Genomic DNA, 26,226 nt, shown 5'->3' on the forward strand with positions numbered 1-26,226 from the left:
TCACCGGATCGCCGTAGTCCGTTCCGGCGGGCACCGCGGATGCGTACCGTGTAATCGTTCAGCCACATCGGGTAGCGGTGCGGCGGGCGCTGTGCGGAGGGGGTGCGTGAGGATGGACACCGCTCCTGCCCTGCGAGCAGTGGGGCAGATGCGGCCTGGGGATCATCTGTTCCTCGGCTACCACGCGGAGGAGGAACGCGAGGCGGTACTCGCCGCGTTCCTCCTGGACGCCCTGGCCAGCGGCCAGCGCGGGCTGCTCCTGACCTCGGTCGACGAGCAGCCCGCCACCCTGCTCGGCTTCCTTCGGCGCGAGGGCTGCGATGTGGCGGGGGCGCTGGCCGCAGGCAGACTGCGCACCAACTCCGGGCTGACGGCTGCGGGTCTGCGTGACCTCGACGGCCTGGTGCGCCGCGAGGCCGATGCCGCGGCGGCCGACGGCTTCATCGGCCTGCGGGTCGCCCTGGAAGTGGCTCCCCGACCGGGCGTCGAACCGCCCCAGGGGCTCTGCGACGCCGAGCGTCTCCTCGCCCCCCTCTTCGCGACGCTTCCCGTCCTTGGCCTCTGCCAGTACGACCGCCGCCGCTTCGCCCCGAGCGAGCTGGCCGCGCTCGACGCCCTGCACCACGGCAGGGTGGTCGCCGACGACGTGTGGCAGGACGAACTGCTGCGCATCACCCGGACGTTCACGCCGCCCGGCCTCGCCCTGTGCGGGGAGGTGGACGACAGCAACGTCACCGCGATGGCCCGCGCCCTGCGCGCCGAGGTCGAGCGGGCCACCGGTCGGGCGGACGATCCGCACCGCACGCGGCTCGACCTGCGCGAACTCACCTTCATCGACGTCTGCGCGCTGCGGCTGCTCGTCTTCACGGGCCTCGGCCTCTACGCGCTGGGCGGCGGACTGATCCTGGACGGGGTCGCGCCGCACGTGCGGAGGGTCATGCAGGTGACCGGCTGGGACCGTATCCCCGGCCTGGACATGGGAAAGGGCCACGAGCAGTCATGAAGCGCACCGGCTTCGACCATCAGGCGCTGTGCTACGCCTCGGACGCGGAGTTCCTGTCCGGCACGGCCGGCTTCGTCAGGGACGGACTCGCCGCCGGGGAGGCGGTGCTCGTCGTCGTGCGAGGGGACAACATCGCACTGCTGCGGGACGCCCTCGGCGGCGCCGCCCGGGAGGTCGACTTCGTCGACGCCCTGGACTGGTACCACTTCCCGTCCCGCACGCTGGGCCGCTACAACGCCTACTGCGCCGAGCACGACGAGGGCGGTACCCGACGCGTCCGCGTCATCGGCGAACCGGTGTGGAGCGGCCGCACGCCCGTCGAGACCCGGGAGTGGATGCGCTACGAATCGCTGATCAACGTGGCGTTCGCCGACTCGGGTCACTGGATCGTGTGCCCCTACGACGCCCGGCTGCTGCCCGACGGAGTGATCGCCAGTGCCCGGCGGACCCACCCGGAAGTGACCTCCTCCGCCGGGCGGACGGCACAGGGGCACTACGCCGACCCGGCCGACTTCTACGCCGAGTGCGACGAACTCGCCCGTACCTCTCCGGAAGATCCCCGGCCCGCCGTGCGGCCCCGCGAAGTGTCCTTCGTCCGGGGCGAGTCGGTGGCGGCGCGGCTGGCGGTCGCCGAGTACGCGCGGCGCTGCCGAATCGCCGACGACCGCGCACGCGACATGGCGGCCGCCGTCCACGAGGCGGTGCTGAACGCCGTGCGCTTCGGCGGCGGCCGCGGCGTGCTGAGGCTGTGGAGCGACTCCGACTGGGTGGTGTGCGAGGTCGTCGACGTGGGCGGCGGCCGTCCCGCGGCCTCGCTGCGGGAGACGGGCTACCTGGGGCACGTGCCGCCCGACCCGCAGGCGACCACGGGCCACGGCCTGTGGGTCGTACGGCAGTTGAGCGATCTGGTCACCGAGCGGCTCGGCGACGACGGGGCGGAGGTGCGGATCCACTTCCGACGGTGAGGCGGCGAGTCGGCGAGTCGGCGAGCCGGTGAGCCGGCGAGGGGGCCCGGGAGGATCACCGGTGGCGAACCGGTGGCGTCGTTCTGCCTGGTGACGGAGACTTCGCCAGATCGAGCCGCTGAGCCGCACTCGCCACGGAAGGTGCACCGCCATGACCGACACGACCCCGTCCCGTACACAAGTGATCCGCACCGGACCGATCCGCTACGCCACCGCGGAGCGCTTCGCCCGGCCCCGGCCGGTACCGGCGGGCGACCCGCGCCCGTCCAGCGGTGAGATATGTCCGCAGCCGCCGTCCAGGCTCGACGCGGTGATGGGCCGCCCCCGGGACACCCACCCCCAGGGCGAGGACTGCCTCAACCTGTCGATCGCCACGCCGGCCCGGGACGCGGGCGCGAGGCCGGTGCTCGTCTGGCTGCACGGCGGCGCGTTCAGCAGCGGCGCCGGGCTCATGGGCTGGTACGACGGCGGGGTCCTCGCGGACGAGGGCGATGTGGTGGTCGTCAGTGTCAACTACCGTGTGGGGGCGCTCGGTTACCTCTGCCTCGACGGGGTGAGCGAAGGGAACCTCGGCCTGTACGACCAGGTGGAGGCGTTGCGGTGGGTGCGGGAACACATCGCCGGGTACGGCGGCGACCCCGCGAACGTCACGGTGGTGGGGCAGTCGGCAGGGGCCATCTCCATCCGGCTCCTGCTGGAGTTGCCCGAGGCGCGCGGCCTCTTTCGCCGGGCGGTCCTGCAGAGCGCTCCCCTGGAGATCACCGCCCGTCCGCACAAGGAGTCCCTCGCCCTCGGCCGGCTCTTCGCCGACCTGCTCGGCACGGACCCGCGCACGGCAGGCGTCCCCGCGATCCTCGCGGCCCAGGGCGGGACGGCCCAGGCCCACCTGCGCGAGGCGGGCCGGCCGATGGAGCCCGCGTTCATCCCGGTGGAGGAGATCGCGCCCTTTCCCGCGACGGACACCGCCTTCGAGGAGAACGTTCGCGGCCTCGACGTCCTGTACGGCTGGAACGCCGACGACATGACCGCCCTGACCGGACCGGGCGAGGACCCGGTGGAACGCACCCGTGAGGTGTACGAGGTGCCGCTCGTCCGGCTGGGGGAGCGGCTGGCCCGCGCGGGCGCCCAGGTGCACGCGTACCGCCTCGACTGGCGTCCGGGGGGATCCCCGTTCGGTGCCACCCACTGCCTGGAGCTGCCCCTGCTCTTCGGCACCCGCGACGCCTGGCGCGACTCCCCGATGCTGGGGGACACCCCGTGGCAGGACGTCGACCGTCTCGGCAGGGCCTTGCGCGCGTCCTGGACCGCGTTCGCCCGCACCGGGACCCCCGGCCCCACTCCGGCCCCGCTGGTCTGCGGGCCGGGACCGGTGCCGGGGCCGGCGGCGTAGCGGCGGCACGGAAGGGAGGCGTCAGACCGGCAGCAGCCGCGCGATCAGTCCGCTCAGCCGGCGCGCGTCGCGGCACTCGTGCATCTCCACGATTTCGGCGTACGCGTGCGCAGCCGAGTCGCCGGTCGACCACTGTGCGCGCTGCTCCGGGTTGAGCCAGTAGACCCGCCGGGCCCGCTCGGCGATGTGCCGCAGCGCGGGGAGGTTCGGATCGCTCATGTTCGTCCGGGCGTCGCCGAGGACGAAGACCGTGGCGCGCGGTCCGACCGCGTCGAGGTACCGCTCGGCGAACTCGCCGAGCGAGATGCCGTAGTCGCTGCTGCCGTGCCGGCCCGTGACCGTGGCCTGCCCGAGGATCTTGCCGACGAGGCCCGCCGGGTCGGCGGCGCCGTGGGTGAGCAGGCCCGTCACCTCGTCGACACGGTTGACGAAGGCGAACACGCGGACCTTGCTGAACTGGTCGTGCAGGGCCTGCACGAGCAGCATCGTGAAGTTGGCGAATCCCGCCACCGAGCCGGACACGTCGCACAGCAGCACCAGTTCGGGGCGCGCGGGTCTGCGGCGCCGCAGCACCGGGCGCATCGGCACGCCGCCGGTCGACAGTGAGCCGCGCAGGGTGCGGCGCAGGTCGATGGTGCCGCGCGCGTTCCGTCGGCGCCGGGCGGCGAGGCGGGTCGCGAGCTTGCGGGCCAACGGGTGGACGGCCCTGCGGAGTTCGTCCAAGTGGGCGCGGCCGGCGACGAGGAAGTCGACGCGGTCCGCGGTGGTCGCCACGGCGCGCTCGGCGATCTCCCGCGTGCCGCGCCGCTCGGCGACCCGGCGGCGCGCCTCGGTGCGGACGAGTTCGCGGAACCCTTCGATCCTGCGCCGCATCTCGTCGGCTTCCAGGCGGTCCGTGAACGCGGCCGCACCGGTCCGCTGTCCGGTGGACCCGGCGCGGAGGGCCGCCAGGACGCGGGTGAGCAGGGTTTCGGGCCGCAGCCGGCTCAGCGTCTGGAGCGACGACCAGCCGTCGGAGCCCGCCGAGGACGAGCCGTACCCGCCGAAGCCGTCCACCGCCTCGCCCGCCAGTCGGCCGAGGAGCGCCTGGTCGCCCGCGGCGAGGGCGGCGACGAGCCGTTCGCGCAGCGCGTCCCGGTCGGCGTCGCTCCCGTCCTGGTGGGCGCGGTCGCTGCCGTCCGGCGCGCCGACGCCCAGCGGAAAGTACAGCTCGAAGACCGGGTCGAAGACCGCGCGCTGGCTCTGCGCGTGGAGGAGCGCGGCGGCCAGTCCCTCCCTGACCCGCTCCCGGTCGGCGAGGCCGAGCACCGTCAGGGCGGCCGCGGCGTCGGCGCTCTCGCCCGGGCCGATGCGCAGTCCGTGCGAACGCAGGGCGTGCACCAGACCGGTCAGACGCCCGGTCAGTCCGTCGGCGGGGACCCCGGAGGGGCGCTGAGGCGGCGCCGTCACACGGCGTCCACATCAAGCTTGGCGGCGGCCTTCAGGACGTCGTCCTGGTGCTTGAGGACGACGCCGAGACTGTCGCGCACGACGCTCTCGTCCAGCGTGTCCGCGCCGAGCGCGAGGAGCGTACGCGCCCAGTCGACGGTCTCCGCGACCGAAGGGGCCTTGCGCAGGTCCATGGCGCGCAGCGCGCCGATCACCCGCACCACCGACGTGGCGAGCGCCTCGTCGAGACCGGGCACCTTCATGCGGACGATGCGCCGCTCCAACTCCTCCTCGGGGTAGCCGATGTGGAGGAAGAGACAGCGACGGCGCAGGGCTTCGGACAGCTCACGGCTCGCGTTGGAGGTGAGCACGACGAACGGGCGGCGCTCCGCGCTGATCGTGCCGAGCTCGGGCACCGTGACCTGGAAGTCGCTGAGGACCTCCAGGAGCAGGCCCTCGACCTCGACGTCGGCCTTGTCCGTCTCGTCGATCAGCAGGACCTTCGGCTCGCCGCCGCGGATCGCGGTGAGCAGCGGCCGGGAGAGCAGGAACTCCTCGCCGAAGATGTCGGTGCGCGTCTCGTCCCACGACTCGTCGCGGCCCGCGGTGATGCGCAGCAACTGCTTGGCGTGGTTCCACTCGTACAGCGCGCGCGACTCGTCGACGCCCTCGTAGCACTGCAGCCGTACGAGCCGTGCGCCCGCGACCTCGGCGACGGCCTTGGCCAGCTCCGTCTTGCCCACCCCGGCCGGGCCCTCCACCAGCAGGGGCTTGCCGAGCCGGTCCGCGAGGAAGACGGTGGTGGCGACGGAGGGCGAGGCCAGATAGCCGGTCGTGGCCAGCCGGGCCGCGACGTCGTCGACGGACGTGAAGTACCCGGTCGTCATGGGTGTCTCTCCTGCTCTCCTGGTGCGCACGCCGCCTCGCTTCGTGCCCGGCACCCGTACCCGATCAGCCGCAGGCCGCCGCCCACAACGGACGCGGGCCGTTTGCGTCGAACATCACGCCGAGCGGGCCGCGCGCTGCGGGCGCCACGGCGAGTGGGTTTCATCGTGAGACCTTCGTATGCTGGCGCCATGAGGCGGACTTCCTTTGCGAACTGGCCGTGTTCCATCGCCCGCACGATGGATCTGCTCGGCGACTGGTGGACACCGCTCGTCCTGCGCGAGGCGTTCTACGGCATCAAGCGCTTCGACGCCTTCCAGCGGGAGCTCGGCATCGCCCGCAACACCCTCACCGACCGGCTGCGCCGTCTCGTCGACGAAGGCCTCCTGGAGAAGCAGGCCTACCAGCGCGACCCGGTGCGCCACGACTACGTCCTCACGGAGAAGGGCCGCGACTTCTTCGGCGTCCTCGCCGCCATGAACAGCTGGGGCGACCGCTGGCTGAGCGGGGAGGAGGGCGCCCCGGTCGTCTTCCACCACGACCGCTGCGGTCACGAGAGCCGGGCCGAAGTCGTCTGCGCCGACTGCAAGGAGCCGATGACGGCCGCGAACACGACCCCGCGCCTCGGCCCCGGCTACCCGCCCCGCCTCGCCGAACGCGCGGACGTGAAGGCGCGCTTCAGCCGCTGAAGGCGCCCGGCCCCGGGCGCCCGCGGCTCTTCCCGACCGACGGTTCCTGACCCTTGACGAGTGAGTCTATCTACGCAACTCTCAAGCTCACAGACGACATGGAGGGCAGTCTTCGATGGAGTGGACGGGTGCGCGCTATGCAGACGGGCCGACGGTCGAGGTGTGCGGGCGGATCGCCGCGCCACCGCGGCGGGTGTGGGAGCTGGTCTCCGACATCGGACTGATGCCCGCGCTGAGCGGGGAACTGCAGTCGGTCGCGTGGCTGGACGGGGCGACCGGGCCCGAGCCCGGCGCGCGCTTCACCGGGCGCAGCCGGCACGACTCGCTGGGGGAGTGGGAGACCACCTCGTACGTCGTCGCCTGCGAGGCCCCGCGGGAGTTCTCCTGGGCGGTGAGCGACCCGGAGGAGCCCAGTGCGCTGTGGCGGTTCGCGCTCGCGGCGCGGGACGACGGCGGGACGCTCCTGACGCAGTGGATGCGGATGGGGCCCGGCCGTTCGGGCCTCTCCCTCGCGATCGAGCGGATGCCGGACAAGGAGCAGAAGATCGTGTTCGTGCGGCTGCGGGAGTTCGAGCGGAGCATGACGGCCACGGTCGAGGCGATCAAGACACTGGCCGAGGGCACGTCGACCGTGGAAGGGGTGCGTGTGTGATGCGTACGTCGACCACGATCGAGGCGTCCGGCGCGAACTGGCGGGAGACGGTCGACTTCGTCACCGAGGCCGAGAAGCTGGGCATGGACATCTGCTGGGTCGCGGAGGCCTGGGGGTCCGAAGCGCCGTCCCCGCTCGGCTACTTGGCGGCCCGCACCGAACGCATGCTGCTCGGCTCCGGGATCATCCAGCTCGCCACCCGCTCGCCCGTCGCCATCGCCCGGGCGGCACTCACCCTCGCGCAGATCTCCGAGGGGCGCTTCCTGCTGGGGCTCGGCCCGTCGGGGCCGCAGGTCATCGAGGGGCTGCACGGCGTGCCGTTCGCGCGTCCGCTCGCCCGGATGCGGGAGACCGTGGAGATCGTCCGGCGGGCGGCGGCGGGCGAGAAGATCGTCCACGAGGGGCGGGAGTTCACCATTCCGCTGCCCGGGGGCGAGGGCAGGCCCATGCGCCTGTCCCTGCGCCCCGAGCACGACCTGCCGATCTACCTCGCCACCCTCTCACCGAAGATGCTCCACCTGACGGGCGAGGTCGCGGACGGCTGGCTCGGCACCAGCTTCGTGCCGGAAGGTGCCAAGGAGGCGTACTTCGACCATTTGGACGCGGGGCTCTCCGCGGCCGGCCGCACCCGCGCCGACCTCGACATCTGCCAGGGCGCCGAAGTGGCGTTCGCCGACGACGAGGACGCCCTGAGTGCCATGGTCGCCGGACGCAAGAAGGAACTCGCCTTCAGCCTCGGCGGGATGGGCTCCGCCACGACCAACTTCTACAACGGCGCCTACAGCAGGCAGGGCTGGGCCGAGGTCGCCGCCGCGGTCCGCGAGCGGTGGCAGGGCGGGGACCGGGACGGCGCGGCGGCTCTCGTGAGCGACGAGATGGTGCTCGCGACCACGCTGATCGGCACGGAGGAGATGGTGCGCGAGCGGCTGCGTGTCTGGCGTGCCGCGGGAGTCGACACGGTCCGCCTCTATCCGGCGGGCGACACGCTCGACGCGCGGCTGACCACGCTGGGGCGGGCCGTCGAGCTGGTGCACGAGACATCGACGGTGTGAGGCAGGCCACCTGAGGCGACAGAGGTAAAAGGGTTACGCTTCTTTCGTATTCCCGTACTCGGGACCGGCGAAGGCGGAGGGACCTGGCATGGAGACCACGGAGGCGGCGAAGGCCGCGGAGGCTGTGGCGGGCGACGAGGGCGCGGCGCGTGCGGCACGCCTGTTGGGCAGGCCCCTGACCCTCGGCGGCCTGACGCTGCGCAACCGCATCGCGATGGCCGCGGTGACCCGCCGCTTCTCGCCGGACGGCGTGCCCGGCGAGGACGTCGCGGCGTACTACGCACGGCGGGCGGCGGGCGGTGCGGGCCTGATCGTCACGGAGGGCACCTACGTGCGGCGCGACGCGGCCGCCGCCTACGACGGCGTGCCGCACTTCCATGGCGAGCGGGCCCTGGCGGGCTGGGCGGCCGTGGTCGAGCGGGTCCACGCGGCGGGCGGCAGGATCATGCCGCAGCTGTGGCACACGGGCGTGCTGCGGACCGGCGCCGGCGGCCCGCCCGGCGTCCCCGCGGAAGGCCCGTCCGGCATCGACCTCGACGGGCGTTCGCACGGCAGGGCCATGACCTTGGACGACATCGACGCGGTCGTCCACGCCTTCGCAGAGGCCGCGGCCGCCGCCGAGCGCATCGGCTTCGACGGCGTCGAACTGCACGGTGCCCACGGCTACTTGATCGACAGCTTCCTGTGGCACGGCACGAACACCCGCACCGACGTCTACGGCGGCGACCCCGCATCGCGCGCCCGGTTCGCCGCCGAGATCGTCGCCGCCGTACGGGCCGCGGTCTCGCCCGGATTCCCGGTTCTGTTCCGCCTCTCGCAGTGGAAGACCGACCACTACGACGCGCGGATCGCGCACGGGCCGCGGGAACTGGAGGCGCTGCTCGGCCCGCTGGCCGAGGCGGGAGCGGACGCCTTCCACGCCTCGACGCGGCGCTACTGGCTCCCGGAGTTCGATGGCAGCGACCTCAACCTCGCGGGCTGGGCGAAGAAGCTCACCGGCAAGCCCTCGGTCACCGTCGGCTCGGTCGGCCTGTCCCAGCAGTTCGCGGGCGCGCCGGGACGTACACAGCGGTCCGGCGTCACCGGCATCGCCCCGCTCCTCGACCGCCTCGAGCGCGACGAGTTCGACCTCGTCGCCGTCGCCCGCGCCGTCGTCGCCGACCCCGAGTGGCCGAGGAAGGCCCTCACCGGCCGCCTCGACGAGGCGGTGCCCTACGACGCCGCGCTCCTGAGCGACCTGGTGTGACCCTGGCCGGCGGGGGAGGGGCGCCGACCGGCGTGAAAGAGTGGGGCGCCCCGCGAGAACCCCCGGAGAGTGATCCACCATGAGCTGGTCGGCGACCGAGCGGTACCGCCTGGAGCCCGCGCCCGGCGGCCTCGGGCTCGTCCAGGACCTGCTCAACACCGTCCCCGCGGGCACGCCCCCGCACCCCGACCTGCTCGCCGGTCCGGCGGACGCGCAGAGCTGGGCGGACCGGGCCGCGACCGAGTGGGCGGCCGTCACCGGACGCACCGCGCCGCCCGTGCCGCTGGACGCCGACGGGCCGCGCGAGCTCCGGGCCCTCCGCGAAGGCCTGTTGGAAGCCTTCGCGCGGGCGACGCGGGACGGCGCCGGTGATTCCTCGCCGGTCCCGCAGCGCACGGCCGCCGTCGCGCTGCGACTCGGCGAGGACGGTGTCGTACGCCTTGAACCCGCGGCGGCCGGCGGACGTCAGCTTGTCGCGTTGGTCCTCGCGGAGCTGTACGAAGGACAGTGGGCCGACACCGGGCGCCGTCTGAAGTGCTGCCGCAACCCGCTCTGCCGTGTCGCCTTCTACGACCGCTCCCGCAACAACAGCGGCGTCTGGCACGACGTCAAGACCTGTGGCAACGCGGCGAACCTGCGGGCCTACCGCGCCCGGCAGCGGGAGCGGTAGGCCCTGGGCGGCGGAACGAGGTCACGCCCTGAACGAGGTCACGCCCCGAACGGAGTCACGCCCGAACGGAGTCAGGCCTCGAACGGGGTGAGGACGAAGAGGGGGATCTCCCTGGTCGTCTTCTTCTGGTACTCGGCGTAGTCCGGCCAGACCGCGACCGCACGCTCCCACCAGAGCGCCCGCTCCTCGCCCGAGGCGACCCGCGCGCGGTAGTCCTTCTTCACCGGGCCGTCCTGCAGTTCCACATGAGGGTTCGTGATCAGGTTGTGGTACCAGGACGGGTTCGCCGGGTCGCCGCCCTTCGACGCGACCACGGCGTACTCCCCGGCGTGCTCGACGCGCATCAAGGGGTTCTTGCGGAGGTTTCCGCTCTTGGCGCCGACCGATGTCAGCACGATCACCGGCTTGCCCTGGAGGGTCGTCCCCTCCTGTCCGCCGGAGCTCTCGTACAGCTCGGTCTGCTTGCTTGCCCAGTCCCACGTACCGGGCTTGTATTCACCAGTCAGAGGCATGCCCTGTCCAACGCCGCGCGATCGCGGATTGTTCCCGTCCGGTGACGGATTGTTCCGGATGTGTCCAGAGGTGCGACCCGGTCGGTACGTGTGAACCCCTTATGCGTTAGAAAGGCCTCAATTCAATGGGCGCAGGTGACAGCGGATCACCAGTACGGGGGGCGGACATGACGGGGCACGGCATACCCGAGGAGTATCTCGAGGGCTATGCCCGCATCCTGTCCGCCGCGGCGGCGACCGGCCGCCGCCTGACCCGCGACGAGCTGGACTCGCGGCGCGCGCTGGGGGAGCGGGCGGCCGAAGCGGGGTTCGGGCTGCGGGCCCTGGTGGGCGCCCACCTGGCGGCGACCCGTGCGCACTGGCCCGACGCGCGGACGGCCGCCGCGGACAGCGTGCTGGCCGTCGCGGAGCAGGCCGTCGACGCTCTCGCCGAGGGGTACGAACGCGCCCAGCGCCTCGCGGTCCGCCGGGAGGAGACCGCGCGGCGGGAGTTCATCGACGACCTGCTCCACGGGCGCAGCGACCTCGGGCTGCTCGCCGAACGCGCGGCCCGCTTCGGACTGCGCCTCTCCTACGAACACGCGGTCGCCGTCGCCCAGGGCCCCAGCGGTTACGAGGACGGGGACGCGGTGCCCCGGGACGTCGAACGCGCCCTGGTCGCCCGGTTCGGCGACCGCAACATCCTGCTCACCACGAAGGACGGCCGGCTGGTGTGCGTGGCACCCGGCGACCAGGGTGAGGTGCTCGCGTTCTTCGCCAAGCACGCGTACGCCGCCACCGACGGCGGCCGCGTCGTCATCGGCCGCCCGCAGCCCGGCCCCGGCGGTGTCGTCCAGTCGTACGAGGAAGCACTCGACGCGCTCGACCTGGCCGCGCGCCTGGAGCTGGAGGGGCCGGTGCTGCGCGCCGCCGATCTGCTCGTCTACCCCGTGCTCACCCGTGACCGGCAGGCCATGGCCGACCTGGTCGTCCACACGCTCGGCCCGTTGCGGCAGGCCCGCGGCGGTGCGCAGCCCTTGATCGACACGCTCACCGCCTTCTTCGACGCGGGCTGCGTCGCGGCGGAGGCGGCCCGCCGGCTGTCGCTGAGCGTGCGGGCCCTGACGTACCGCCTGGACCGCATCCACCAGCTGACCGGCGCCAACCCGGCCGACCCCGTGCACCGCTACACCCTGCAGACCGCGGTCATCGGGGCGCGGCTCCTCGACTGGCCCGACCAGCCCTTCTGAGGCCTCCGGCGGCCAATATCGCGGATGCGCTCCGACGGCGGTTGCTGCGAAGATCCACGCATGCCGCTCGTCGAAGTCTCGCCCGGAATCTCCCTCACGTACGAGACGTTCGGCGATCCCGGTGACCCGCCCGTGCTGCTGGTGATGGGATTCGGCTCCCAGCTGATCGCCTGGCACGAGGACTTCTGCCGCGCGCTGGCCGACCGAGGCCACTACGTCATCCGCTACGACAACCGCGACTGCGGGCTGTCCACGAAGTTCGACGAGGACCCCGTCGACATGGGGCGGTTCGTCGCGGCCGTGAGTGCAGGGGACATCGAATCCGCCCTGGCGATGGTGCCGTACACCTTGAAGGACATGGCGGGTGACGGCCTTGACCTGCTCACCGCGCTGGGCATCGAACGGGCTCACGTGGTCGGGTCCTCGATGGGCGGAATGATCGCTCAGAGGATGGCCCTCGCCCGGCCGGACCGGGTACTGACCCTGACCTCGATGATGTCCTCGACCGGCGAACCCGAGTACGGGCAGGCCCGGCCCGAGGCTCAGGCCGTGCTGCTCGCCGCGAGGCCGGCGGACCGCGCGGGATACGTCGCGGCGGCGGACCGTGAACTGGTGTGGGCCTCCCGGCGCCACGGCGATGCCGCGCTCCTTCGTGAGCTGGCCGCCGACAGCTACGACCGCGCGTACTGCCCGGCCGGGGTCGGACGGCAGCTCGGTGCGATGATCCTCGACGGCTCGCGCGCCGACGGGCTCCGCACGCTCCAGGTGCCGACCCTGGTGATCCACGGTCTGGACGACACGCTGATCACCCCGAGCGGCGGGGAGCGCACCGCGGAGCTCGTGCCCGGCGCGAAGCTCCTCCTGGTCCCCGACATGGGGCACGACCGGCCCCGCGCACTCTGGCCCGACATCATCGATGCCGTGCGGGCGCACGTCACGGGAGGCTGAGGCCGGTCGGCCGGCCCGGCCCGGTCAGCCGAGCTTCGGGATCTCGATGGCGGGGCAGCGGTCCATGACCATCTCGAGGCCCGCCGCGCGGGTCCTGTCGTACGCCTGCTCGTCGAGCACACCGAGCTGGAACCACACGGCCTGCGCCCCCGCCGCGACCGCTTCGTCGGCGACCTGACCCGCCAGCGCGCTGTTGACGAACACGTCCACCACGTCGATCTGGAACGGCACGGCGGACAGGGACGGATATCCCTGTTCGCCGTGGACCGTCTCCGCCTTGGGGTGGACCGGCACCACGCGCTTGCCGAAGCGCTGCAGCACGGCCGCGACGTTGTAGGCCGCCCGGTCGCGATTGTTGGACAGGCCCACGACGGCCCAGGTGTCGCCGAGCTCCGTCAGGATCTTGCGCACCGTTTCCTGGTCGCCGTACATGACCTGCCTCCTCGAGGGTCGCGGCCGGATGCCGTCAGGGCCGTGCGCTCAGACGTTCACGCCGAAGTCCGACGCGATGCCGCGCAGCCCACTGGCATAACCCTGGCCCACCGCGCGGAATTTCCACTCCGCGCCGTGGCGGTAGAGCTCGCCGAAGACCATGGCGGTCTCCGTCGAGGCGTCCTCGGAGAGGTCGTAGCGGGCGATCTCCGCGTTGTCCGCCTGGTTGACCACGCGGATGAACGCGTTGCGGACCTGGCCGAAGCTCTGGCCGCGGTTCTCGGCGTCGTGGATCGACACCGGGAAGACGATCTTCGAGATCTCGGCGGGCACCTGCGCGAGGTTCACCTTCACGGCCTCGTCGTCGCCCTCGCCCTCACCGGTGAGGTTGTCACCGGTGTGCTCGACGGAGCCGTCGGGGCTCGTGAGGTTGTTGTAGAAGACGAAGTGCTGGTCGGAGACGACCTTGCCCGAGTCGTCGCAGAGCAGCGCGCTGGCGTCCAGGTCGTAGTCCGTGCCGGTCGTGGTGCGCACATCCCAGCCGAGGCCGACCAGCACGGCGGTGAGACCCGGGGCCTCCTTGCTGAGCGAGACGTTGCCGCCCTTGGCCAGGGAAACTCCCACGATGTCCTCCTGAGGTTCAGAGTTCTGGTTGGTGGATTCTGGCTCCCCGAAATCTACAGGACTGTAGAAGTCGGTCGTGCGGTGGTGTCCCGTTACGATAGGGCGCTCCCCGTCCGCCGTGGGGCACACAGAGGCTGGAGGGTTTGCGGGCATGACGCAGGACGACGGGCGCGACGAGCGGCAGCCGAGGCTGCGCCGCCGCGCACAGGGCGAGCTGGAGTCGCAGGTGCTCGCCGCGCTGCACGCCGCGCGCGGACCTGTCAGCGCGGCGTGGGTGCAGGAGCGGATCGGCGGCGATCTCGCGTACACGACCGTGATGACGATCCTGACCCGCCTCCTCGCCAAGGACGCGGTCACACGCGAGCGCGCGGGCCGGTCGTTCGCGTGGCTGCCCGCCTCGGACGAGGCCGGGCTCGCCGCTTTCCGCATGCGCAAGGTGCTCGACGGCGAGAGCGATCGCGAGGCCGTGCTCGCCAGCTTCGTCACGACCCTCACGCCCGACGACGAGCAGCTCCTGAGAGGGCTGCTCGGACAGGCGGGCGCAGAGGCCGACGACTGACGCCCGATGGGGGTTCTTCGCTGATGGGCGTCTTTGTCTTCCTGCCCCTCGTACTGCCGCTGACCGCGTGGCCGATCGCGCGCCTCGCCGAGCAGCACCTCCACCCGCGCACCGCGACCCGCCTGGTCACCGCCGTCGCCGGGGTGATGGCCCTGTGCAGCACGCTGTGCCTGGCCCTCCTGATGGTGGTCGGCACCGCCCAGCTGCCGGGCAACCCCCTGCCGGACGGCTGGTCCGACCCCGAGGTCCGCGCGGCCGTCCCCTACGACGAGGTCGCGGGGAAGGCCGCGATCCCCGCTCTGCTCGCCGTGTGCGTGGCCTGCGCCCGCACGCTGTGGCGGCACGCGCGCGTACGGCACCGGGGGCGCCGCGCCCTGGAAGGGCTGCCCGGCAACTCCGTCGCCGTCCTCGACGACGAGGCGTCGTACGCCTATGCCCTGCCGTCACGGGCCGGCGGGCGCGTCGTCGTCACCACCGGCATGCTGTCCCGGCTCGCCGCCCCGGAGCGCCGTGCGCTGTTCGCCCACGAACGGGCCCATCTCTCCGCACGCCACCACCGGCATCTCATCGTCACGCAGCTCGCGGCCCGCGCCAATCCGTTCCTGCGGCCGCTGCGCACCTCCGTCGCCTATGCCGCCGAGCGGTGGGCCGACGAGGCGGCGGCCCGCGCGGTGCGCGACCGACGTGTGGTCGCCCGCGCGATCGGCAAAGCCGCCCTGGTCTCCCGGGGCGTGCCCACGCCGACCTTCGCGGGGCTCGCCGCGCCGGGGCCGGTGCCGCGCCGTGTCGCCGCACTGCTCGCGCCGGAACCGGCCGTCCGCACCAGCCCCTCCGTGTTCACGGGCGTGGGGCTTGCTCTGTGGTCCGCCGCGTTCGGCACCGCCGTGTCCGCGATGTCCTCGGCGAACTCCGCCGTCACGATGGTCCTCATCCTGCGTGCGGCCACGCCCCTGTAGGCGCGTCCCGTCAGGCACTCCCGGTGCCCGGGGCGCCGTGCACGGACCGGCCCGCCCGAGGGGGACCGGTCCGTCGGGCGTCCTGGGAGGCCCTTGACGGCCCTTAGAGGTCGAACTCGTGCGGCGGCAGGTCGAGCGCGAAGCACGCCTCGCGCACCACGCCCTGCTCGTCCTTGTCGAAGTCGCCGTCGGCGCCGCCGATGACGATGCCGATCTGGATGACCGCGCGGGCCTCCGCCGGCTTCTTCTTCGCCTTGGCGACCTCCTGGAGGACGCTGACCTTGCCGAACGCGAAGTCGGCGGTCAGCTTGTCCACGTACTCGTTGAAGCGGCGCTGCAGATCGTCCGCGGCGAAGTTCTGCAGCACTTCGTTCGTGCCGATGAGCTGGGCCACGCGCTGCCGCTCGGAGGCGTCGACGGAGCCGTCCGCGGCGGCGACCAGGGCGCACATCGCCATGCTGGCGTCGCGGAAGGCGCCGCTCTTCAGGTCGTTCTTCTTCGCCATCAGCTGGGTCTGCATCGTCGATGCGGATTCCTTGACGCGGTCCCACAGGGCCATGGGGTACTCCATAAACGTGTCGATGTATCAGGGGTGTTGGACGAGGAGCCCGGTACGCTGCGCGCAGGCACGGCCCCCCGCCAATTTCTACAGCAGAGTAGAAACTAGCAGTCGGGCCGAGAAGTTCCCGCCCAGCGGAAGGTGCGCGCGATGACGCCGACGGCACAAGAACTCCTGCGGACCACGGCGACCCGCCTCGCCCCCGACCCGGCCGCGAACCCGCTCGTCCCGCGCATCGCCGAAGGGCGGGCGCAGGTACGGACGATCGCCGTCCTCGGCCTCGAACAGCGGCACGTCATCCCCGCCGACCGCCGCTCCTTCCAGCACCTGGCGCGGCGGGCCGCCGAGTCCAAGGACCTGGAGTCCGCCGCCTTCTTCGACGCCCTCGCGGACGGCGAGAGCCTCGCCAGAGAACGGCTGACCCCGCTGCTCGACGCCTGCGCGGTCAGCAGGGACGAGGCGGCGACGTACGAACCGCAGCCGGGCTGTCAGGCCTACCCGGCGTACGTGGCCTGGCTCGCCCTGAACGGCGAACCGGCGGACGTGGTCCTCGCCCTCAACGCCAACTTCGCCGCCTGGGGACGCTGTTGCGCGACCGTGGCCCGCGCGCTGCGCGAGCACTACGGCTTCGACGACGAGGCCTGCGGCTTCTTCGACCTCTTCGCCGAGCCCGCGCCCGACCTCGACCGGCAGGCGCTCGCCGCGGTGCAGGCGGGACTCGACCGGGGCCGTGTCACGGCGGCGCACCTGCGGTTCGGCCGACTGGTGCGGCACTACGAGGAGATGTTCTGGGAGACGCTCGCACGTGGCGACGGGGCCGGCGGGGAAGAGCGCAAGCAGTGACCGATCACCGGCAGGAGGCCGCGGCCGTCTCGCCGAGTCCGGCGTACGGCCCACTGCCGTCAGCCGGCGGCTGACTCCCTTCGGCTGTACCGGAGTCCGGCCGGCCGCACCACCGGGCCGCGAGTGGGCGTCGAGCCCCGTGCCGAAGGCGCGGCCCGCGCGTCGAGCCGGCCGGCCGGCCGCGGCGGGGCGAGCGCGTCGGCGCCGTCGGTGTCGGTGTCGGAGTCGATCAGCGCCGGCGCCTCACACGCCATCGGATCCGCGCTCGGCGCCGGTCTCCGTGGTCGTCCCCTGTTCGTCACTCAAAGGCCTCTTCCCAGGCGCTTCCCCCGCGGAGTACGGTCCTGGCAGCTCGAACCAAAGGGTTGAGTTTTACGGCCGTTGTCGTCACCGTCGCCGCCTCCGTCCACCGCTCCCGCCACCGTTCGATCCCGTCTGCCGTGCGGCCTCGTCCGTGTCGGCCGTGACCTCGGGAGTACGCGCGTGACCGCACCCACCTCCTCCGCACCCCCCTCTCCCCGCTCACCCTCCTCACCCTCCTCCACGCAAGCAGCCCCCCGCGGCCTCAGCGACGGCGCCATCGGGACCGGTGACCTGGTCTTCTTCGTGGTGGCCGCGGCCGCGCCGCTGACCGTCATGGCCGGCGTCGCCCCGATCGCCATCGGCATGGCGGGCAGCACGGCACCGCTCGGCTACCTGCTCTCCGGGCTGCTGCTCATCGTCTTCGCCGCCGGGTTCACCGCGATGAGCCGGTTCGTGCGCAACGCCGGAGCCTTCTACGCGTACATCGGGCGCGGCCTGGGACGTCCGGCCGGAGCGGGATCGGCGTACGTCGCACTCTTCTCGTACAACGTGATCGAGGCCGGCCTCCTCGCCGCCTTCGGCTGGTTCGCGGAATCCGGCGTCGACGACCTCACCGGGGTCCATGTGCCCTGGTGGGCCTGGGCGTTGACCGGACTCGTCGCCATCGGCGTGCTGGGCTACCTCAAGGTGACGCTGAGCGCCAAGGTCCTCGGGGTGGCGCTCGTCCTCGAAGTCCTGGTGCTGCTCGTCCTGGAGGCGGGCCTTCTCGCGGACGGGGGCGGCCCGCAGGGGCTCGACCTCGGCACGCTCTCGCCCGCAGGGCTCGGCGAGTCGGGCGTGGGCGGCATGTTCGTCCTGGCCATTGGAGCCTTCGTCGGCTTCGAGGCGACCGCGATCTACGCCGAGGAAGCGCGGCGACCCGAGCGGTCCGTGCCCCGCGCCACCTACATCGCGGTGGCGTTCCTCGCGCTCTTCTACACCTTCACCGTCTGGATGATCATCAACGCGTACGGGGCCGACCGGGCCCAGGAGGTCGCGAACGGGGAGGGCGGCGCCGACATGGTGTTCTCCGCCACCGAACGGTTCGCCGGGGCCTGGGCCGCGGACTCCATGCACGTCCTGATCATCACCAGCGCCTTCGCCGCCACGCTCGCCTTCCACAACGGCGCGGCCCGCTACTTCTACGCGCTCGGCAGGGAAGGGCTGCTGCCGGCCCGCCTCGGCACGGTCTCCGCGCGGACGCGGGCCCCGGCCGCCGCGGTCGTCACGCAGTCGGCCGTCGCGCTCGCCGTGCTCGTCGCCACGCTCCTGAGCGGCGCCGACCCGTACACCGTCACCTTCTTGTGGACCAGCGGGTCCGGCATCCTCGGCGTGATGCTCCTGCAGGCGCTCGCCGCGCTCGCCGTGTACGGCTTCTTCCGCGGCGACCGGCGCGGCGTGCCGGCCTGGCGCGTGATCGCCTCCCCGCTGCTCGCCTGCGCGGGGCTCGCCGTCATGATCGTCCTCGTCTGCGCCAACCTCGACCTCCTCACCGGGGCATCGGGAGGGGTGAACGCGGCGCTGATCGCGCCGTTGCCGGTGCTCTTCCTCGCCGGAGCGGTGCTGGCGCTGCGGATCAGACGGCGCGACCCGGCCGCGTACGAACGGCTGACGACGGTGGACTCCGACCGCGTGTGAGGAGCGGGCAGCAGGAGGGGAGACGGCACGACGACCCAGTGCACACGCGCAAGGAGGCAGCAACAGCATGACGGCGACCACCCTCGTCTTCCTCGGCACGGTCCGCACGGGCCACGCCCGCACCGGCGACGCCCGCACCGGCACCGGCGGCGACACCACGGCGCTTGCCGTGCGCGACGGCAGAGTCGTCGCCCTCGGCGATGAGGCACGAGCCCTCGCCGCGACCGCCGACGAGGTCCTCGACATCGGTGAGGGAGTGCTGATGGCGGCCTTCGGGGACGGCCACGCCCACCCTCTCTTCGGCGGCCTGGAGACCTTCGGGCCGCAGATCAAGGAGCTGGACTCCGTCGACGCGATCGTCGCCGAAGTCGGGCGCTGGGCGAAGGAACACCCGCGGGCGGAGTGGATCGTCGGCGCTTCCTACGACCCCGCGCTCGCGCCGGACGGGGAGTTCGACGCGCGCTGGCTGGACGCCGCGGTGACCGACCGGCCCGTCGTGCTGCGGGCCCACGATTACCACACCGTGTGGTGCAACACCGAGGCGTTGCGCCGGGCGGGGGTCACGAAGACGACTCCGGAGCCGCGCCTCGGCTGGATCGTGCGCCGCGCGGACGGCACACCGCTGGGCACCCTCCGCGAGTGGCACGCCTGCGACCTCGTGCTCGACCAGGTGCCCGCCCGTGAGGTGGACGAGCTGGTGGAAGCGGTGCGCCGCGCCGGGCACGCGTACGCGCGCGCGGGCATCACCTGGGTCCAGGACGCCTGGGTCGAACCGGAGATGGCCGACGCCTATCTGGCCGCCGCCCGGCGCGGGGCCCTCACCGTCCGCGTCGACCTGGCCCAGCGCGCCGACCCCGACCGGTGGCGCGCCCAGCGCGGGCCGTTCGCCGCGACCCGCGCGCGCGTGGCGGCCGAGGGCTCGGACCTGCTCACCGCGCGGACGGTGAAGTTCTTCAGCGACGGCGTCATCGAGGGCGGCACCGCCGCCATGCTCGCCCCCTATCTGGACGCGCCGCACAGCTGCGGCATGCCGGTGTGGGAGCCGAGCGCCCTCGCCGAAGCCGTGCGGGCCTTCGACGCCGACGGCTTCCAGATCCACATCCACGCCATCGGCGACGCGGGGGTGCGCGCGGCCCTGGACGCCGTCGAGTCCGCGGCCGCCACCAACCCGGCCCGGGACCGGCGCCCGGTCATCACCCACGTCCAGGTCGTCGACCCCGCCGATCTGCCGCGATTCGCCGCGCTCGGCGTCATCGCCAACTTCGAGCCCCTGTGGGCGCAGCCGGACCCCCTCCAGACCGAGCTGTCCATCCCCCGCATCGGCGCCGAGCGGGCCGCCCTCCAGTACCCCATGGGAGAGCTGCTGCGCGACGGCGTGCGGCTGTCCTTCGGGAGCGACTGGCCCGTCAGTTCCCACGTCCCGCTGGAGGGCGTCCAAGTCGCCGTCACCCGGCGCACGTTCACGGGGGAGCCCGCCGACGGCTGGCTCCCGCACCAGCGGCTCACCGTCGAGCAGGCCCTCACGGCCGCCACGGCCGGCGTCGCCCACCAGGCGGGCGCCGACGACCGTCTCGCGCTCCTGCCCGGCGCCTCCGCCGACCTCGTGCTGCTCTCGGCCGACCCGCGCGCGGGCGACCCGATGGAGATCCGCCACGCGCGCGTGCTGGGCACCTGGCTGGCCGGCCGGCCCACCCATCGGGCCGGGCAGGGGTGAGCGCTGGGCCGGGTGTGCGGTCGTGTCAGCGCAGGACGATGGCCGTGGCGGCGATCCCGTTCCGCACGACCCACTGACCGGAGAACACCTTCAGCTCGACGCCCTCGACCACGGGACCCTCGACGAGCAGCCGTGCGGTGAACGTGCCGTCCGGTTCGAGATTCACCCGGGCGTCCTCGAAGCCGAGCCAGCGCCCGGTGAGCGGGAACCACGTCTTGTAGACGGACTCCTTGGCGCTGAACAGCAGCCGGTCCCAGGGCGTGCTCCGGTGCCGGGTGCCGAGCGCGGCGAGGGCGGCACGTTCCGTCTCGTCGGCCACGAGGTTCAGGACGTCGGGGTCGCGCAGGGGCTCGCCCGGCTCCGCGTCGATGCCGAGCGAGGTCACCTCGCCCGCCCGCGCCACGACCGCCGCACGGTACCCGGCGCAGTGCGTCATGCTCCCGACGACACCCTCGGGCCAGCCCGGTGCACCCCGCAGCCCCGGCAGGATCGGTGCGGGCGGCACGCCGATCCGGGCCAGGGCCGTACGGGCACAGTGCCGCACCGTGGTGAACTCGTCGCGCCGCTTGGCCACCGCGTTCGCGACCACCGCCTCCTCCTCGGGGAAGAGGACGGCGTCGGCCGGGTCGTGGTGGGTCTCGACGACGGTGACGGGCACGTCGGCGAGCAGGGAGGCCAAGGGGCCCGTCGGGTCCGGGGATTGGCGCACGGGTATCGAAGGTGACGTCACGAGGGATCACGGTACCGGGCGGCCCCCACAGACGTGCCGGGTGTGGCCCACGCCACCCTGCTGCCCGCCCGGGTGCGGCAGTCCACCGACAAGCGCCTACGCTGGCGTGATGCAGGACGAGTACCGCACAGTGGCCCGCGAGGGCGTGCACGAGACCGAGATCAACCGCTCGCGCTTCCTGTGCGCCCTGGCACCCGCGGCCACCGAGCGGGAGGCACAGGACTTCGTCGCGCGCATCCGCAAGGAGCACCCGACCGCCTCCCACAACTGCTTCGCGTACGTCATCGGGGCCGACGCCTCCGTACAGAAGGCGAGCGACGACGGCGAACCCGGCGGCACCGCGGGCGTCCCGATGCTGCAGATGCTCATGCGCCGTGACATGCGCTACGTCGCCGCCGTCGTGACCCGCTACTACGGAGGCGTCAAGCTCGGCGCGGGCGGACTGATCCGCGCCTACGGGGGAGCGGTCGGCGAGGCCCTCGACGCGCTCGGCACCGTCACGCGGCGCCGCTTCCGCCTCGCCACCGTCACCGTCGACCACCAGCGCGCGGGCAAGGTCCAGAACGACCTGCGCGCCGCCGGCCGCGAGGTGCGTGACGTCCGTTACGCAGACGTCGTCACGATCGAGATCGCTCTGCCCGACGCCGACGTGGACGCCTTCCGCGGCTGGCTGGCCGACGCCACCGCGGGCAGCGCCGTCCTCGAGCTCGGCGGAGAGGCGTACGGGGACGCCTGAGACCAGGGCTTCGGCGGGGGCGCCCGGCACCTCGGCCGTGGCGGAGTTACGGGAGTGCCCGCCCGTGATGTCCGACCCGCCCGATAGTCTCGTGAATCATGAGGCTGCTGCACACGTCCGACTGGCATCTGGGGCGATCGTTCCACCGCGTGAGCATGCTCGACGCCCAGGCCGCGTTCATCGGCCACCTGGTGGCGACCGTGCGCGAGCGCGACGTGGACGCCGTCGTGGTGGCCGGAGACGTGTACGACAGGGCGGTGCCGCCGCTCGCCGCCGTCGAGCTCTACGACGACGCCCTGCACCGGCTCGCCGACCTCGGCGTGCCGACCGTCATGATTTCCGGCAACCACGACTCGGCGCGCCGCCTCGGCGTCGGAGCGGGCCTCATCGACCGCGCCGGCATCCACCTGCGCACCGACCCCGCGGCCTGCGCCGATCCCGTGATCCTCGCCGACGCCCACGGCGACGTCGCCTTCTACGGCCTGCCCTACCTCGAACCGGCTCTGGTCAAGGAGGAGTTCGGGGTGGACAAGGCAGGGCACGAGGCGGTCATCGGCGCCGCCATGGACCGGGTGCGGGCCGACCTGGCCACCCGCGCCCCCGGCACCCGCTCCGTCGTCCTCGCCCACGCCTTCGTCACCGGCGGCCAGGCCAGCGACAGCGAGCGGGACATCACCGTCGGCGGGGTCGCGGCCGTGCCCGCGGGCGTCTTCGACGGGGTGGACTACGCGGCGCTCGGCCACCTGCACGGCAGCCAGACCCTCGCCGCACGCGTGCGGTACTCCGGCTCTCCGCTGCCGTACTCCTTCTCCGAGACCGACCACCGCAAGAGCATGTGGCTCGTCGACCTGGGGCCCGAGGGGGACATCGAGGCCGAGCGGGTGGACTGCCCGGTGCCCCGCGCGCTCGCCCGCATCAGGGGCACCCTCGACGACCTGCTCGAGGCCCCCGGCCTTGCGTGCCACGAAGAGGCCTGGGTCGAGGCCACCCTGACCGACGCGGTGCGCCCCGACGACCCGATGGCGCGGCTCTGCGAGCGCTTCCCGCACACCCTCAGTCTGGTCTTCGACCCGGACCGGGCCCCCGACGACCCGGACGTCTCCTACGCCCAGCGCCTGCGGGGGCGCGGTGACCAGGAGATCGCGGAGGACTTCGTGACCCATGTGCGCGGCGCGGGACCCGACGAACAGGAACGGGACGTGCTGCGCTCGGCGTTCGACGCCGTCCGGACCGACGACACACTGCGCGAGGTCGCCCGATGAGGCTCCACCGGCTCCGCATCACCGCCTTCGGGCCCTTCGGCACCACCCAGGACATCGACTTCGACGACCTCAGCGCCGCCGGACTCTTCCTGCTCCACGGCCCGACCGGGGCCGGCAAGACCTCCGTCCTGGACGCGGTGTGCTTCGCGCTCTACGGCTCGGTGCCGGGCGCCCGGCAGGGCGGCGGACAGGGCATGTCGCTGCGCAGCGACCACGCGCAGCAGGGCACGCGCACGGAAGTGCGCCTCGAACTGACCGTCGCGGGGCGCCGTCTCGAAGTCACCCGGCAGCCCCCGTGGGAGCGTCCCAAGAAGCGCGGCACGGGCACGACCACGGAGAAGGCGCAGAGCTGGCTGCGCGAGTACCAGGCCGGGGCGGCGGACGCCTCCGAGCAGGGCGGACCCGGCACCTGGAAGGACCTGAGCCGTTCCCACCAGGAGATCGGCGAGGAGATCACTCAGCTGCTCGGGATGAGCAAGGAGCAGTTCTGTCAGGTCGTGCTGTTGCCCCAAGGGGACTTCGCCCGCTTCCTGCGTGCGGACGCGGAGGCGCGCGGCAAGCTTTTGGGGCGGCTCTTCGACACGCGCAGATTCGCCGCCGTCGAACAGCGGCTCGCCGAGCAGCGGCGCAGCACCGAGGCCGAGGTCAAGGAGGGTGATGCGGCCCTGCTCGCCGACGCGCACCGCATGCAGCAGGCCGCGGGCGACAGCGGCCTGGGCGCCGAGCTGCCGCTGCCCGACATCGCCCCCGGCGACCCGGGTCTGGCGGACGCCGTCCTCACCTGGTCCGCCGTCGCCCGCGCCAACGCCAGGGAACGCCTCACCGTCGCGGACTGTGCGCTCACGGCCGCCGAGTCCGCCCAGGCCGCCGCCGAGCGCCGACACGGCGACGTACGTGAACTCGACCGGCTGCAAGGGCGGTACAGGGAGGCGCAGGGGCGTGCCGAGCGGCTCCGCGCGAGCGAGGGCGAACAGCGCGACCTGGTGGAGCTGCTGGAACGGGCCCGCAAGGCCGAGTCGGTCGCCCCCGCCCTCGGCCTGCGCGACACGGCCGACGCGGAGCACCGTCGCGCCACGGAGGCAGAGGCACGCGCGCGTGGCCGGCTGCCCGAGACCTTCGCCTCCGCCGGAGCGGCGGGCCTGGCCGCGGCCGCGCGCACCGCGTCCGAGGAACTGGGCGGCCTCGCGTCGGCCCGGCGCGCCGAGGAGCGCGTCGCGAAGATCACCGCCGAGCGCACCGAACTGGACCGTCAGGAGCGCGCGGACGACGAGCTGCTGCAGGACGCGGCGGGCTGGCTCGAGGGCTGGGACACGAACCGGGCCACGCTCCAGGAGCGCATCGAGTCCGCCCAGGAGGCGGCAACGCGCGCCGAGCGCCTGGCAGGCCGCCTCGAGCCGGCCCAGGCGCGGCTGGATGCGGCCCGCCGCCGTGACCGGCTCGCCCAGGACGCCGCATCGGCACAGGAACGCGCCCTGGCCGCCCGCGAGTCGGCCACCACCGCCCACGAGCACTGGCTCGACCTCAAGGAGCAGCGCCTGACGGGCATCGCCGCCGAGCTGGCAGCACATCTGACCGACGGCGAACCGTGCGCGGTGTGCGGGGCGACGGAGCACCCCGCGCCCACGCGGAAGGTCGCCGGACACGTGGACCGGCAGGCGGAGGAGGCGGCACTCGAAGCCCACCGCCGCGCGGACGAGGCCCGCACGGCCGCCGAGCGTGCTCTCGGGGACGTACGGGAATCCCTGGCGGCTGCCACAGCGGCCGCGCGAGGTGCCTCGGCGGCGGAACCGGGCGAGGCGAGCGTTTCGGGGGCGGGTACGTCCACGGGGCGGGCCATGGTTGCGGATGAGGCCACGTCTGCCGCCGCGACCGGCCCCGACGCCGATCCCACCGTCGACGAACTCTCCGACGCCGTCGAGGAGTTGCGGCACGCGTACGCGCAGGCGCGCGACCGTGCCTCCGGGCTGCACGCCGCCCGCGAGGCGCTGGCGCGGGCCGAGCGCGAGTATGAGCGCAGGCTCGCCGGGCAGCAGGAGGCCGCGCGGCGCACCGCGTCCCGGACGGCTCTGCGCGAGGCTCTGGAGCGTGAACAGGTCTCCCTCGACGAGGAGTTGACCCGTGCGCGGGGTGCCACGGGCAGTGTCGAGGCCCGCGCCGACCAGCTGGAGCGGCAGGCCGCCCTGCTCACCGAGGCCGCGGAGGCGGCCCGCGCCGCCGACGGCAGCGCCGAGCGCCTCAAGGCCGCGGACGCGCGACTCGCCGACGCGGCCTTCCGTGCCGGGTTCGACACGCCGGTGGCCGCGGCCACCGCCCTGCTGGACGACGCCCGCCACCGCGAGGTGCAGCACCGCATCGACGCCTGGCGGAACGACGAGGCGGCCGTGCGCTCCGTCCTCGCCGAACCGGACACGGCTGCCGCCGCCCAGCAGCCGCCCGCCGACCTCCGCGCCGCGCGCGCCGCCGCCGAGGACGCGGGCCGGCGCCTGCGGGACACCGCCTCCGCGCGGGACGCGGCGGCGCGGCGCTGCGCCGAGCTGGACCGGCTCTCGGCGCAGGCGTCCGCGGGGATGCGCAGACTGGCTCCGCTGCGGGCCGCGCACGACCGGGTGGCGCGGCTCGCCGGACTGGCCGCGGGCACCTCGGCGGACAACGAGCGCAGGATGCGTCTGGAGTCGTACGTGCTCGCCGCCCGTCTGGAACAGGTGGCGGCGGCGGCGACCGTCCGGCTGCGCCGCATGTCGTCGGGGCGCTACACGCTGGTGCACTCCGACGACCGTACGGGGCGCGGCCGTTCGGGACTCGGGCTCCACGTGGTCGATGCCTGGACGGGCCGCGAGCGCGACACGGCGACCCTGTCCGGCGGCGAGACGTTCTTCGCCTCGCTCGCCCTCGCGCTGGGCCTCGCCGACGTGGTCACCGACGAGGCGGGGGGCGTACGGCTCGACACGCTCTTCATCGACGAGGGGTTCGGCAGCCTGGACGACCAGACGCTCGACGAGGTCCTGGACGTCCTCGACGCACTGCGCGAGCGGGACCGCAGCGTCGGCATCGTCAGCCACGTCGCGGACCTGCGGCGGCGCGTGCACGCGCAGCTGGAGGTGGTGAAGGGCCGCGCCGGGTCGACGGTGCGGCAGCGGGGCGAAGCCTGAGGCCGCACCCGGC

At 73.3% G+C, this 26,226-nt stretch carries 25 protein-coding genes; 18 read left to right on the plus strand and 7 right to left on the minus strand.

Annotated elements, in window-relative coordinates:
* The first annotated feature begins 112 nt into the window (after positions 1-112).
* The 3 genes from ACZ592_RS03170 to ACZ592_RS03180 all read left to right on the plus strand — a co-directional run bounded on the left by ACZ592_RS03170 (position 113) and on the right by ACZ592_RS03180 (position 3,358).
* The gene (locus ACZ592_RS03170; protein WP_471579751.1) at positions 113-1,003 is read left to right on the plus strand and encodes an MEDS domain-containing protein; all 891 of its coding nucleotides are present in this window, start codon (positions 113-115) and stop codon (positions 1,001-1,003) included.
* The gene (locus tag ACZ592_RS03175) at positions 1,000-1,968 is read left to right on the plus strand and encodes an anti-sigma factor RsbA family regulatory protein (RefSeq protein ID WP_471579752.1); all 969 of its coding nucleotides are present in this window, start codon (positions 1,000-1,002) and stop codon (positions 1,966-1,968) included. The genes ACZ592_RS03170 and ACZ592_RS03175 overlap by 4 nt, the downstream gene beginning before the upstream one ends.
* 151 nt (positions 1,969-2,119) lie before the next feature.
* Entirely contained in the window at positions 2,120-3,358 is a 1,239-nt protein-coding gene (locus ACZ592_RS03180; protein WP_471579753.1) for a carboxylesterase family protein, read from the plus strand.
* 21 nt (positions 3,359-3,379) lie between these two features.
* On the opposite strand, the gene ACZ592_RS03185 is transcribed toward ACZ592_RS03180, so the two are convergent.
* Together ACZ592_RS03185 and ACZ592_RS03190 are read right to left on the minus strand one after the other, a co-directional pair.
* On the minus strand, positions 3,380-4,807 hold the full coding sequence (locus ACZ592_RS03185; protein ID WP_471579754.1) for a VWA domain-containing protein: 1,428 nt from the start codon (positions 4,805-4,807) through the stop codon (positions 3,380-3,382).
* A complete protein-coding gene (locus tag ACZ592_RS03190; protein WP_471579755.1) occupies positions 4,804-5,673 on the minus strand; it encodes an AAA family ATPase in 870 nt (289 codons plus the stop codon). Before ACZ592_RS03190 ends, ACZ592_RS03185 begins: the two co-directional genes overlap by 4 nt.
* Before the next feature lie 189 nt (positions 5,674-5,862).
* On the opposite strand from ACZ592_RS03190, the gene ACZ592_RS03195 reads away from it, so the two are divergent.
* The 5 genes from ACZ592_RS03195 to ACZ592_RS03215 all read left to right on the plus strand — a co-directional run bounded on the left by ACZ592_RS03195 (position 5,863) and on the right by ACZ592_RS03215 (position 9,980).
* Entirely contained in the window at positions 5,863-6,360 is a 498-nt protein-coding gene (locus ACZ592_RS03195) for a winged helix-turn-helix transcriptional regulator (RefSeq protein WP_471579756.1), read from the plus strand.
* A gap of 115 nt (positions 6,361-6,475) precedes the next feature.
* Positions 6,476-7,012: an SRPBCC family protein gene (locus ACZ592_RS03200; protein WP_471579757.1), complete on the plus strand. Its 537-nt coding sequence runs from the start codon at positions 6,476-6,478 to the stop codon at positions 7,010-7,012.
* Positions 7,012-8,064 (plus strand): LLM class flavin-dependent oxidoreductase, encoded by a 1,053-nt coding sequence (locus tag ACZ592_RS03205; RefSeq protein ID WP_471579758.1) that lies wholly within the window; start codon positions 7,012-7,014, stop codon positions 8,062-8,064. The genes ACZ592_RS03200 and ACZ592_RS03205 overlap by 1 nt, the downstream gene beginning before the upstream one ends.
* A gap of 88 nt (positions 8,065-8,152) precedes the next feature.
* Positions 8,153-9,310 carry an oxidoreductase gene (locus tag ACZ592_RS03210; RefSeq protein WP_471579759.1) on the plus strand — a complete coding sequence of 386 codons (1,158 nt, stop codon included), beginning with the start codon at positions 8,153-8,155 and terminating at the stop codon, positions 9,308-9,310.
* Positions 9,311-9,389: 79 nt separating this feature from the next.
* Positions 9,390-9,980 (plus strand): CGNR zinc finger domain-containing protein, encoded by a 591-nt coding sequence (locus tag ACZ592_RS03215; protein WP_471579760.1) that lies wholly within the window; start codon positions 9,390-9,392, stop codon positions 9,978-9,980.
* A gap of 71 nt (positions 9,981-10,051) precedes the next feature.
* Here the strand turns inward: ACZ592_RS03215 and ACZ592_RS03220 are convergent, their stop codons facing one another.
* Positions 10,052-10,492, minus strand: coding sequence for a nitroreductase family deazaflavin-dependent oxidoreductase (locus ACZ592_RS03220; protein ID WP_471579761.1), 441 nt, complete (start codon positions 10,490-10,492; stop codon positions 10,052-10,054).
* 167 nt (positions 10,493-10,659) lie between these two features.
* Between ACZ592_RS03220 and ACZ592_RS03225 the strand changes: the two genes are divergently transcribed.
* The gene (locus ACZ592_RS03225; protein WP_471579762.1) at positions 10,660-11,721 is read left to right on the plus strand and encodes a PucR family transcriptional regulator; all 1,062 of its coding nucleotides are present in this window, start codon (positions 10,660-10,662) and stop codon (positions 11,719-11,721) included.
* 60 nt (positions 11,722-11,781) lie between these two features.
* Positions 11,782-12,669 (plus strand): alpha/beta fold hydrolase, encoded by an 888-nt coding sequence (locus ACZ592_RS03230; RefSeq protein ID WP_471579763.1) that lies wholly within the window; start codon positions 11,782-11,784, stop codon positions 12,667-12,669.
* Between the two features lie 24 nt (positions 12,670-12,693).
* On the opposite strand, the gene ACZ592_RS03235 is transcribed toward ACZ592_RS03230, so the two are convergent.
* Positions 12,694-13,101: a CoA-binding protein gene (locus ACZ592_RS03235; protein WP_471579764.1), complete on the minus strand. Its 408-nt coding sequence runs from the start codon at positions 13,099-13,101 to the stop codon at positions 12,694-12,696.
* Positions 13,102-13,149: 48 nt separating this feature from the next.
* Positions 13,150-13,725 carry a TerD family protein gene (locus ACZ592_RS03240; RefSeq protein ID WP_471579765.1) on the minus strand — a complete coding sequence of 192 codons (576 nt, stop codon included), beginning with the start codon at positions 13,723-13,725 and terminating at the stop codon, positions 13,150-13,152.
* A 151-nt stretch (positions 13,726-13,876) separates the two neighbouring features.
* Here ACZ592_RS03240 and ACZ592_RS03245 point away from each other — a divergent pair, with 151 nt between their 5' ends.
* Positions 13,877-14,284 carry a BlaI/MecI/CopY family transcriptional regulator gene (locus ACZ592_RS03245; protein ID WP_471579766.1) on the plus strand — a complete coding sequence of 136 codons (408 nt, stop codon included), beginning with the start codon at positions 13,877-13,879 and terminating at the stop codon, positions 14,282-14,284.
* 23 nt (positions 14,285-14,307) lie between these two features.
* A complete protein-coding gene (locus ACZ592_RS03250) occupies positions 14,308-15,240 on the plus strand; it encodes a M56 family metallopeptidase (RefSeq protein WP_471579767.1) in 933 nt (310 codons plus the stop codon).
* Positions 15,241-15,343: 103 nt separating this feature from the next.
* Here the strand turns inward: ACZ592_RS03250 and ACZ592_RS03255 are convergent, their stop codons facing one another.
* Positions 15,344-15,799 carry a tellurite resistance TerB family protein gene (locus ACZ592_RS03255; RefSeq protein ID WP_471579768.1) on the minus strand — a complete coding sequence of 152 codons (456 nt, stop codon included), beginning with the start codon at positions 15,797-15,799 and terminating at the stop codon, positions 15,344-15,346.
* Between the two features lie 150 nt (positions 15,800-15,949).
* Here ACZ592_RS03255 and ACZ592_RS03260 point away from each other — a divergent pair, with 150 nt between their 5' ends.
* From ACZ592_RS03260 to ACZ592_RS03270, 3 genes are all read left to right on the plus strand, one after another.
* Positions 15,950-16,642, plus strand: a complete 693-nt coding sequence (locus ACZ592_RS03260) for a thiaminase II/PqqC family protein (protein WP_471579769.1) — start codon at positions 15,950-15,952, stop codon at positions 16,640-16,642.
* Between the two features lie 483 nt (positions 16,643-17,125).
* On the plus strand, positions 17,126-18,622 hold the full coding sequence (locus ACZ592_RS03265; protein WP_471579770.1) for an APC family permease: 1,497 nt from the start codon (positions 17,126-17,128) through the stop codon (positions 18,620-18,622).
* Between the two features lie 67 nt (positions 18,623-18,689).
* Positions 18,690-20,336: an amidohydrolase gene (locus tag ACZ592_RS03270; RefSeq protein ID WP_471579771.1), complete on the plus strand. Its 1,647-nt coding sequence runs from the start codon at positions 18,690-18,692 to the stop codon at positions 20,334-20,336.
* 25 nt (positions 20,337-20,361) lie between these two features.
* Here ACZ592_RS03270 and ACZ592_RS03275 read toward each other — a convergent pair whose 3' ends face one another.
* Positions 20,362-21,045, minus strand: a complete 684-nt coding sequence (locus ACZ592_RS03275; RefSeq protein ID WP_471579772.1) for a 4'-phosphopantetheinyl transferase family protein — start codon at positions 21,043-21,045, stop codon at positions 20,362-20,364.
* A gap of 130 nt (positions 21,046-21,175) precedes the next feature.
* Between ACZ592_RS03275 and ACZ592_RS03280 the strand changes: the two genes are divergently transcribed.
* From ACZ592_RS03280 to ACZ592_RS03290, 3 genes are all read left to right on the plus strand, one after another.
* The gene (locus ACZ592_RS03280; protein ID WP_471579773.1) at positions 21,176-21,802 is read left to right on the plus strand and encodes a YigZ family protein; all 627 of its coding nucleotides are present in this window, start codon (positions 21,176-21,178) and stop codon (positions 21,800-21,802) included.
* Between the two features lie 98 nt (positions 21,803-21,900).
* On the plus strand, positions 21,901-23,064 hold the full coding sequence (locus ACZ592_RS03285; RefSeq protein WP_471579774.1) for an exonuclease SbcCD subunit D: 1,164 nt from the start codon (positions 21,901-21,903) through the stop codon (positions 23,062-23,064).
* Entirely contained in the window at positions 23,061-26,213 is a 3,153-nt protein-coding gene (locus ACZ592_RS03290) for an AAA family ATPase (RefSeq protein WP_471579775.1), read from the plus strand. Before ACZ592_RS03285 ends, ACZ592_RS03290 begins: the two co-directional genes overlap by 4 nt.
* Positions 26,214-26,226: the final 13 nt, after the last annotated feature.

This window comes from Streptomyces sp. NPDC040622, from assembly GCF_055593965.1.

Excerpts from the sequence above, each read along its gene's own strand:
- ACZ592_RS03220 (WP_471579761.1), bottom strand. The coding sequence starts at position 10,492 with ATGCCTCTGACTGGTGAATACAAGCCCGGTACGTGGGACTGGGCAAGC.
- ACZ592_RS03205 (WP_471579758.1), top strand. The coding sequence starts at position 7,012 with ATGCGTACGTCGACCACGATCGAGGCGTCCGGCGCGAACTGGCGGGAG.
- ACZ592_RS03180 (WP_471579753.1), top strand. The coding sequence starts at position 2,120 with ATGACCGACACGACCCCGTCCCGTACACAAGTGATCCGCACCGGACCG.
- ACZ592_RS03235 (WP_471579764.1), bottom strand. The coding sequence starts at position 13,101 with ATGTACGGCGACCAGGAAACGGTGCGCAAGATCCTGACGGAGCTCGGC.
- ACZ592_RS03280 (WP_471579773.1), top strand. The coding sequence starts at position 21,176 with ATGCAGGACGAGTACCGCACAGTGGCCCGCGAGGGCGTGCACGAGACC.
- ACZ592_RS03255 (WP_471579768.1), bottom strand. The coding sequence starts at position 15,799 with ATGGCCCTGTGGGACCGCGTCAAGGAATCCGCATCGACGATGCAGACC.
- ACZ592_RS03170 (WP_471579751.1), top strand. The coding sequence starts at position 113 with ATGGACACCGCTCCTGCCCTGCGAGCAGTGGGGCAGATGCGGCCTGGG.
- ACZ592_RS03175 (WP_471579752.1), top strand. The coding sequence starts at position 1,000 with ATGAAGCGCACCGGCTTCGACCATCAGGCGCTGTGCTACGCCTCGGAC.
- ACZ592_RS03250 (WP_471579767.1), top strand. The coding sequence starts at position 14,308 with ATGGGCGTCTTTGTCTTCCTGCCCCTCGTACTGCCGCTGACCGCGTGG.
- ACZ592_RS03200 (WP_471579757.1), top strand. The coding sequence starts at position 6,476 with ATGGAGTGGACGGGTGCGCGCTATGCAGACGGGCCGACGGTCGAGGTG.
- ACZ592_RS03290 (WP_471579775.1), top strand. The coding sequence starts at position 23,061 with ATGAGGCTCCACCGGCTCCGCATCACCGCCTTCGGGCCCTTCGGCACC.
- ACZ592_RS03285 (WP_471579774.1), top strand. The coding sequence starts at position 21,901 with ATGAGGCTGCTGCACACGTCCGACTGGCATCTGGGGCGATCGTTCCAC.
- ACZ592_RS03225 (WP_471579762.1), top strand. The coding sequence starts at position 10,660 with ATGACGGGGCACGGCATACCCGAGGAGTATCTCGAGGGCTATGCCCGC.
- ACZ592_RS03210 (WP_471579759.1), top strand. The coding sequence starts at position 8,153 with ATGGAGACCACGGAGGCGGCGAAGGCCGCGGAGGCTGTGGCGGGCGAC.
- ACZ592_RS03215 (WP_471579760.1), top strand. The coding sequence starts at position 9,390 with ATGAGCTGGTCGGCGACCGAGCGGTACCGCCTGGAGCCCGCGCCCGGC.
- ACZ592_RS03270 (WP_471579771.1), top strand. The coding sequence starts at position 18,690 with ATGACGGCGACCACCCTCGTCTTCCTCGGCACGGTCCGCACGGGCCAC.
- ACZ592_RS03190 (WP_471579755.1), bottom strand. The coding sequence starts at position 5,673 with ATGACGACCGGGTACTTCACGTCCGTCGACGACGTCGCGGCCCGGCTG.
- ACZ592_RS03260 (WP_471579769.1), top strand. The coding sequence starts at position 15,950 with ATGACGCCGACGGCACAAGAACTCCTGCGGACCACGGCGACCCGCCTC.
- ACZ592_RS03245 (WP_471579766.1), top strand. The coding sequence starts at position 13,877 with ATGACGCAGGACGACGGGCGCGACGAGCGGCAGCCGAGGCTGCGCCGC.
- ACZ592_RS03195 (WP_471579756.1), top strand. The coding sequence starts at position 5,863 with ATGAGGCGGACTTCCTTTGCGAACTGGCCGTGTTCCATCGCCCGCACG.
- ACZ592_RS03230 (WP_471579763.1), top strand. The coding sequence starts at position 11,782 with ATGCCGCTCGTCGAAGTCTCGCCCGGAATCTCCCTCACGTACGAGACG.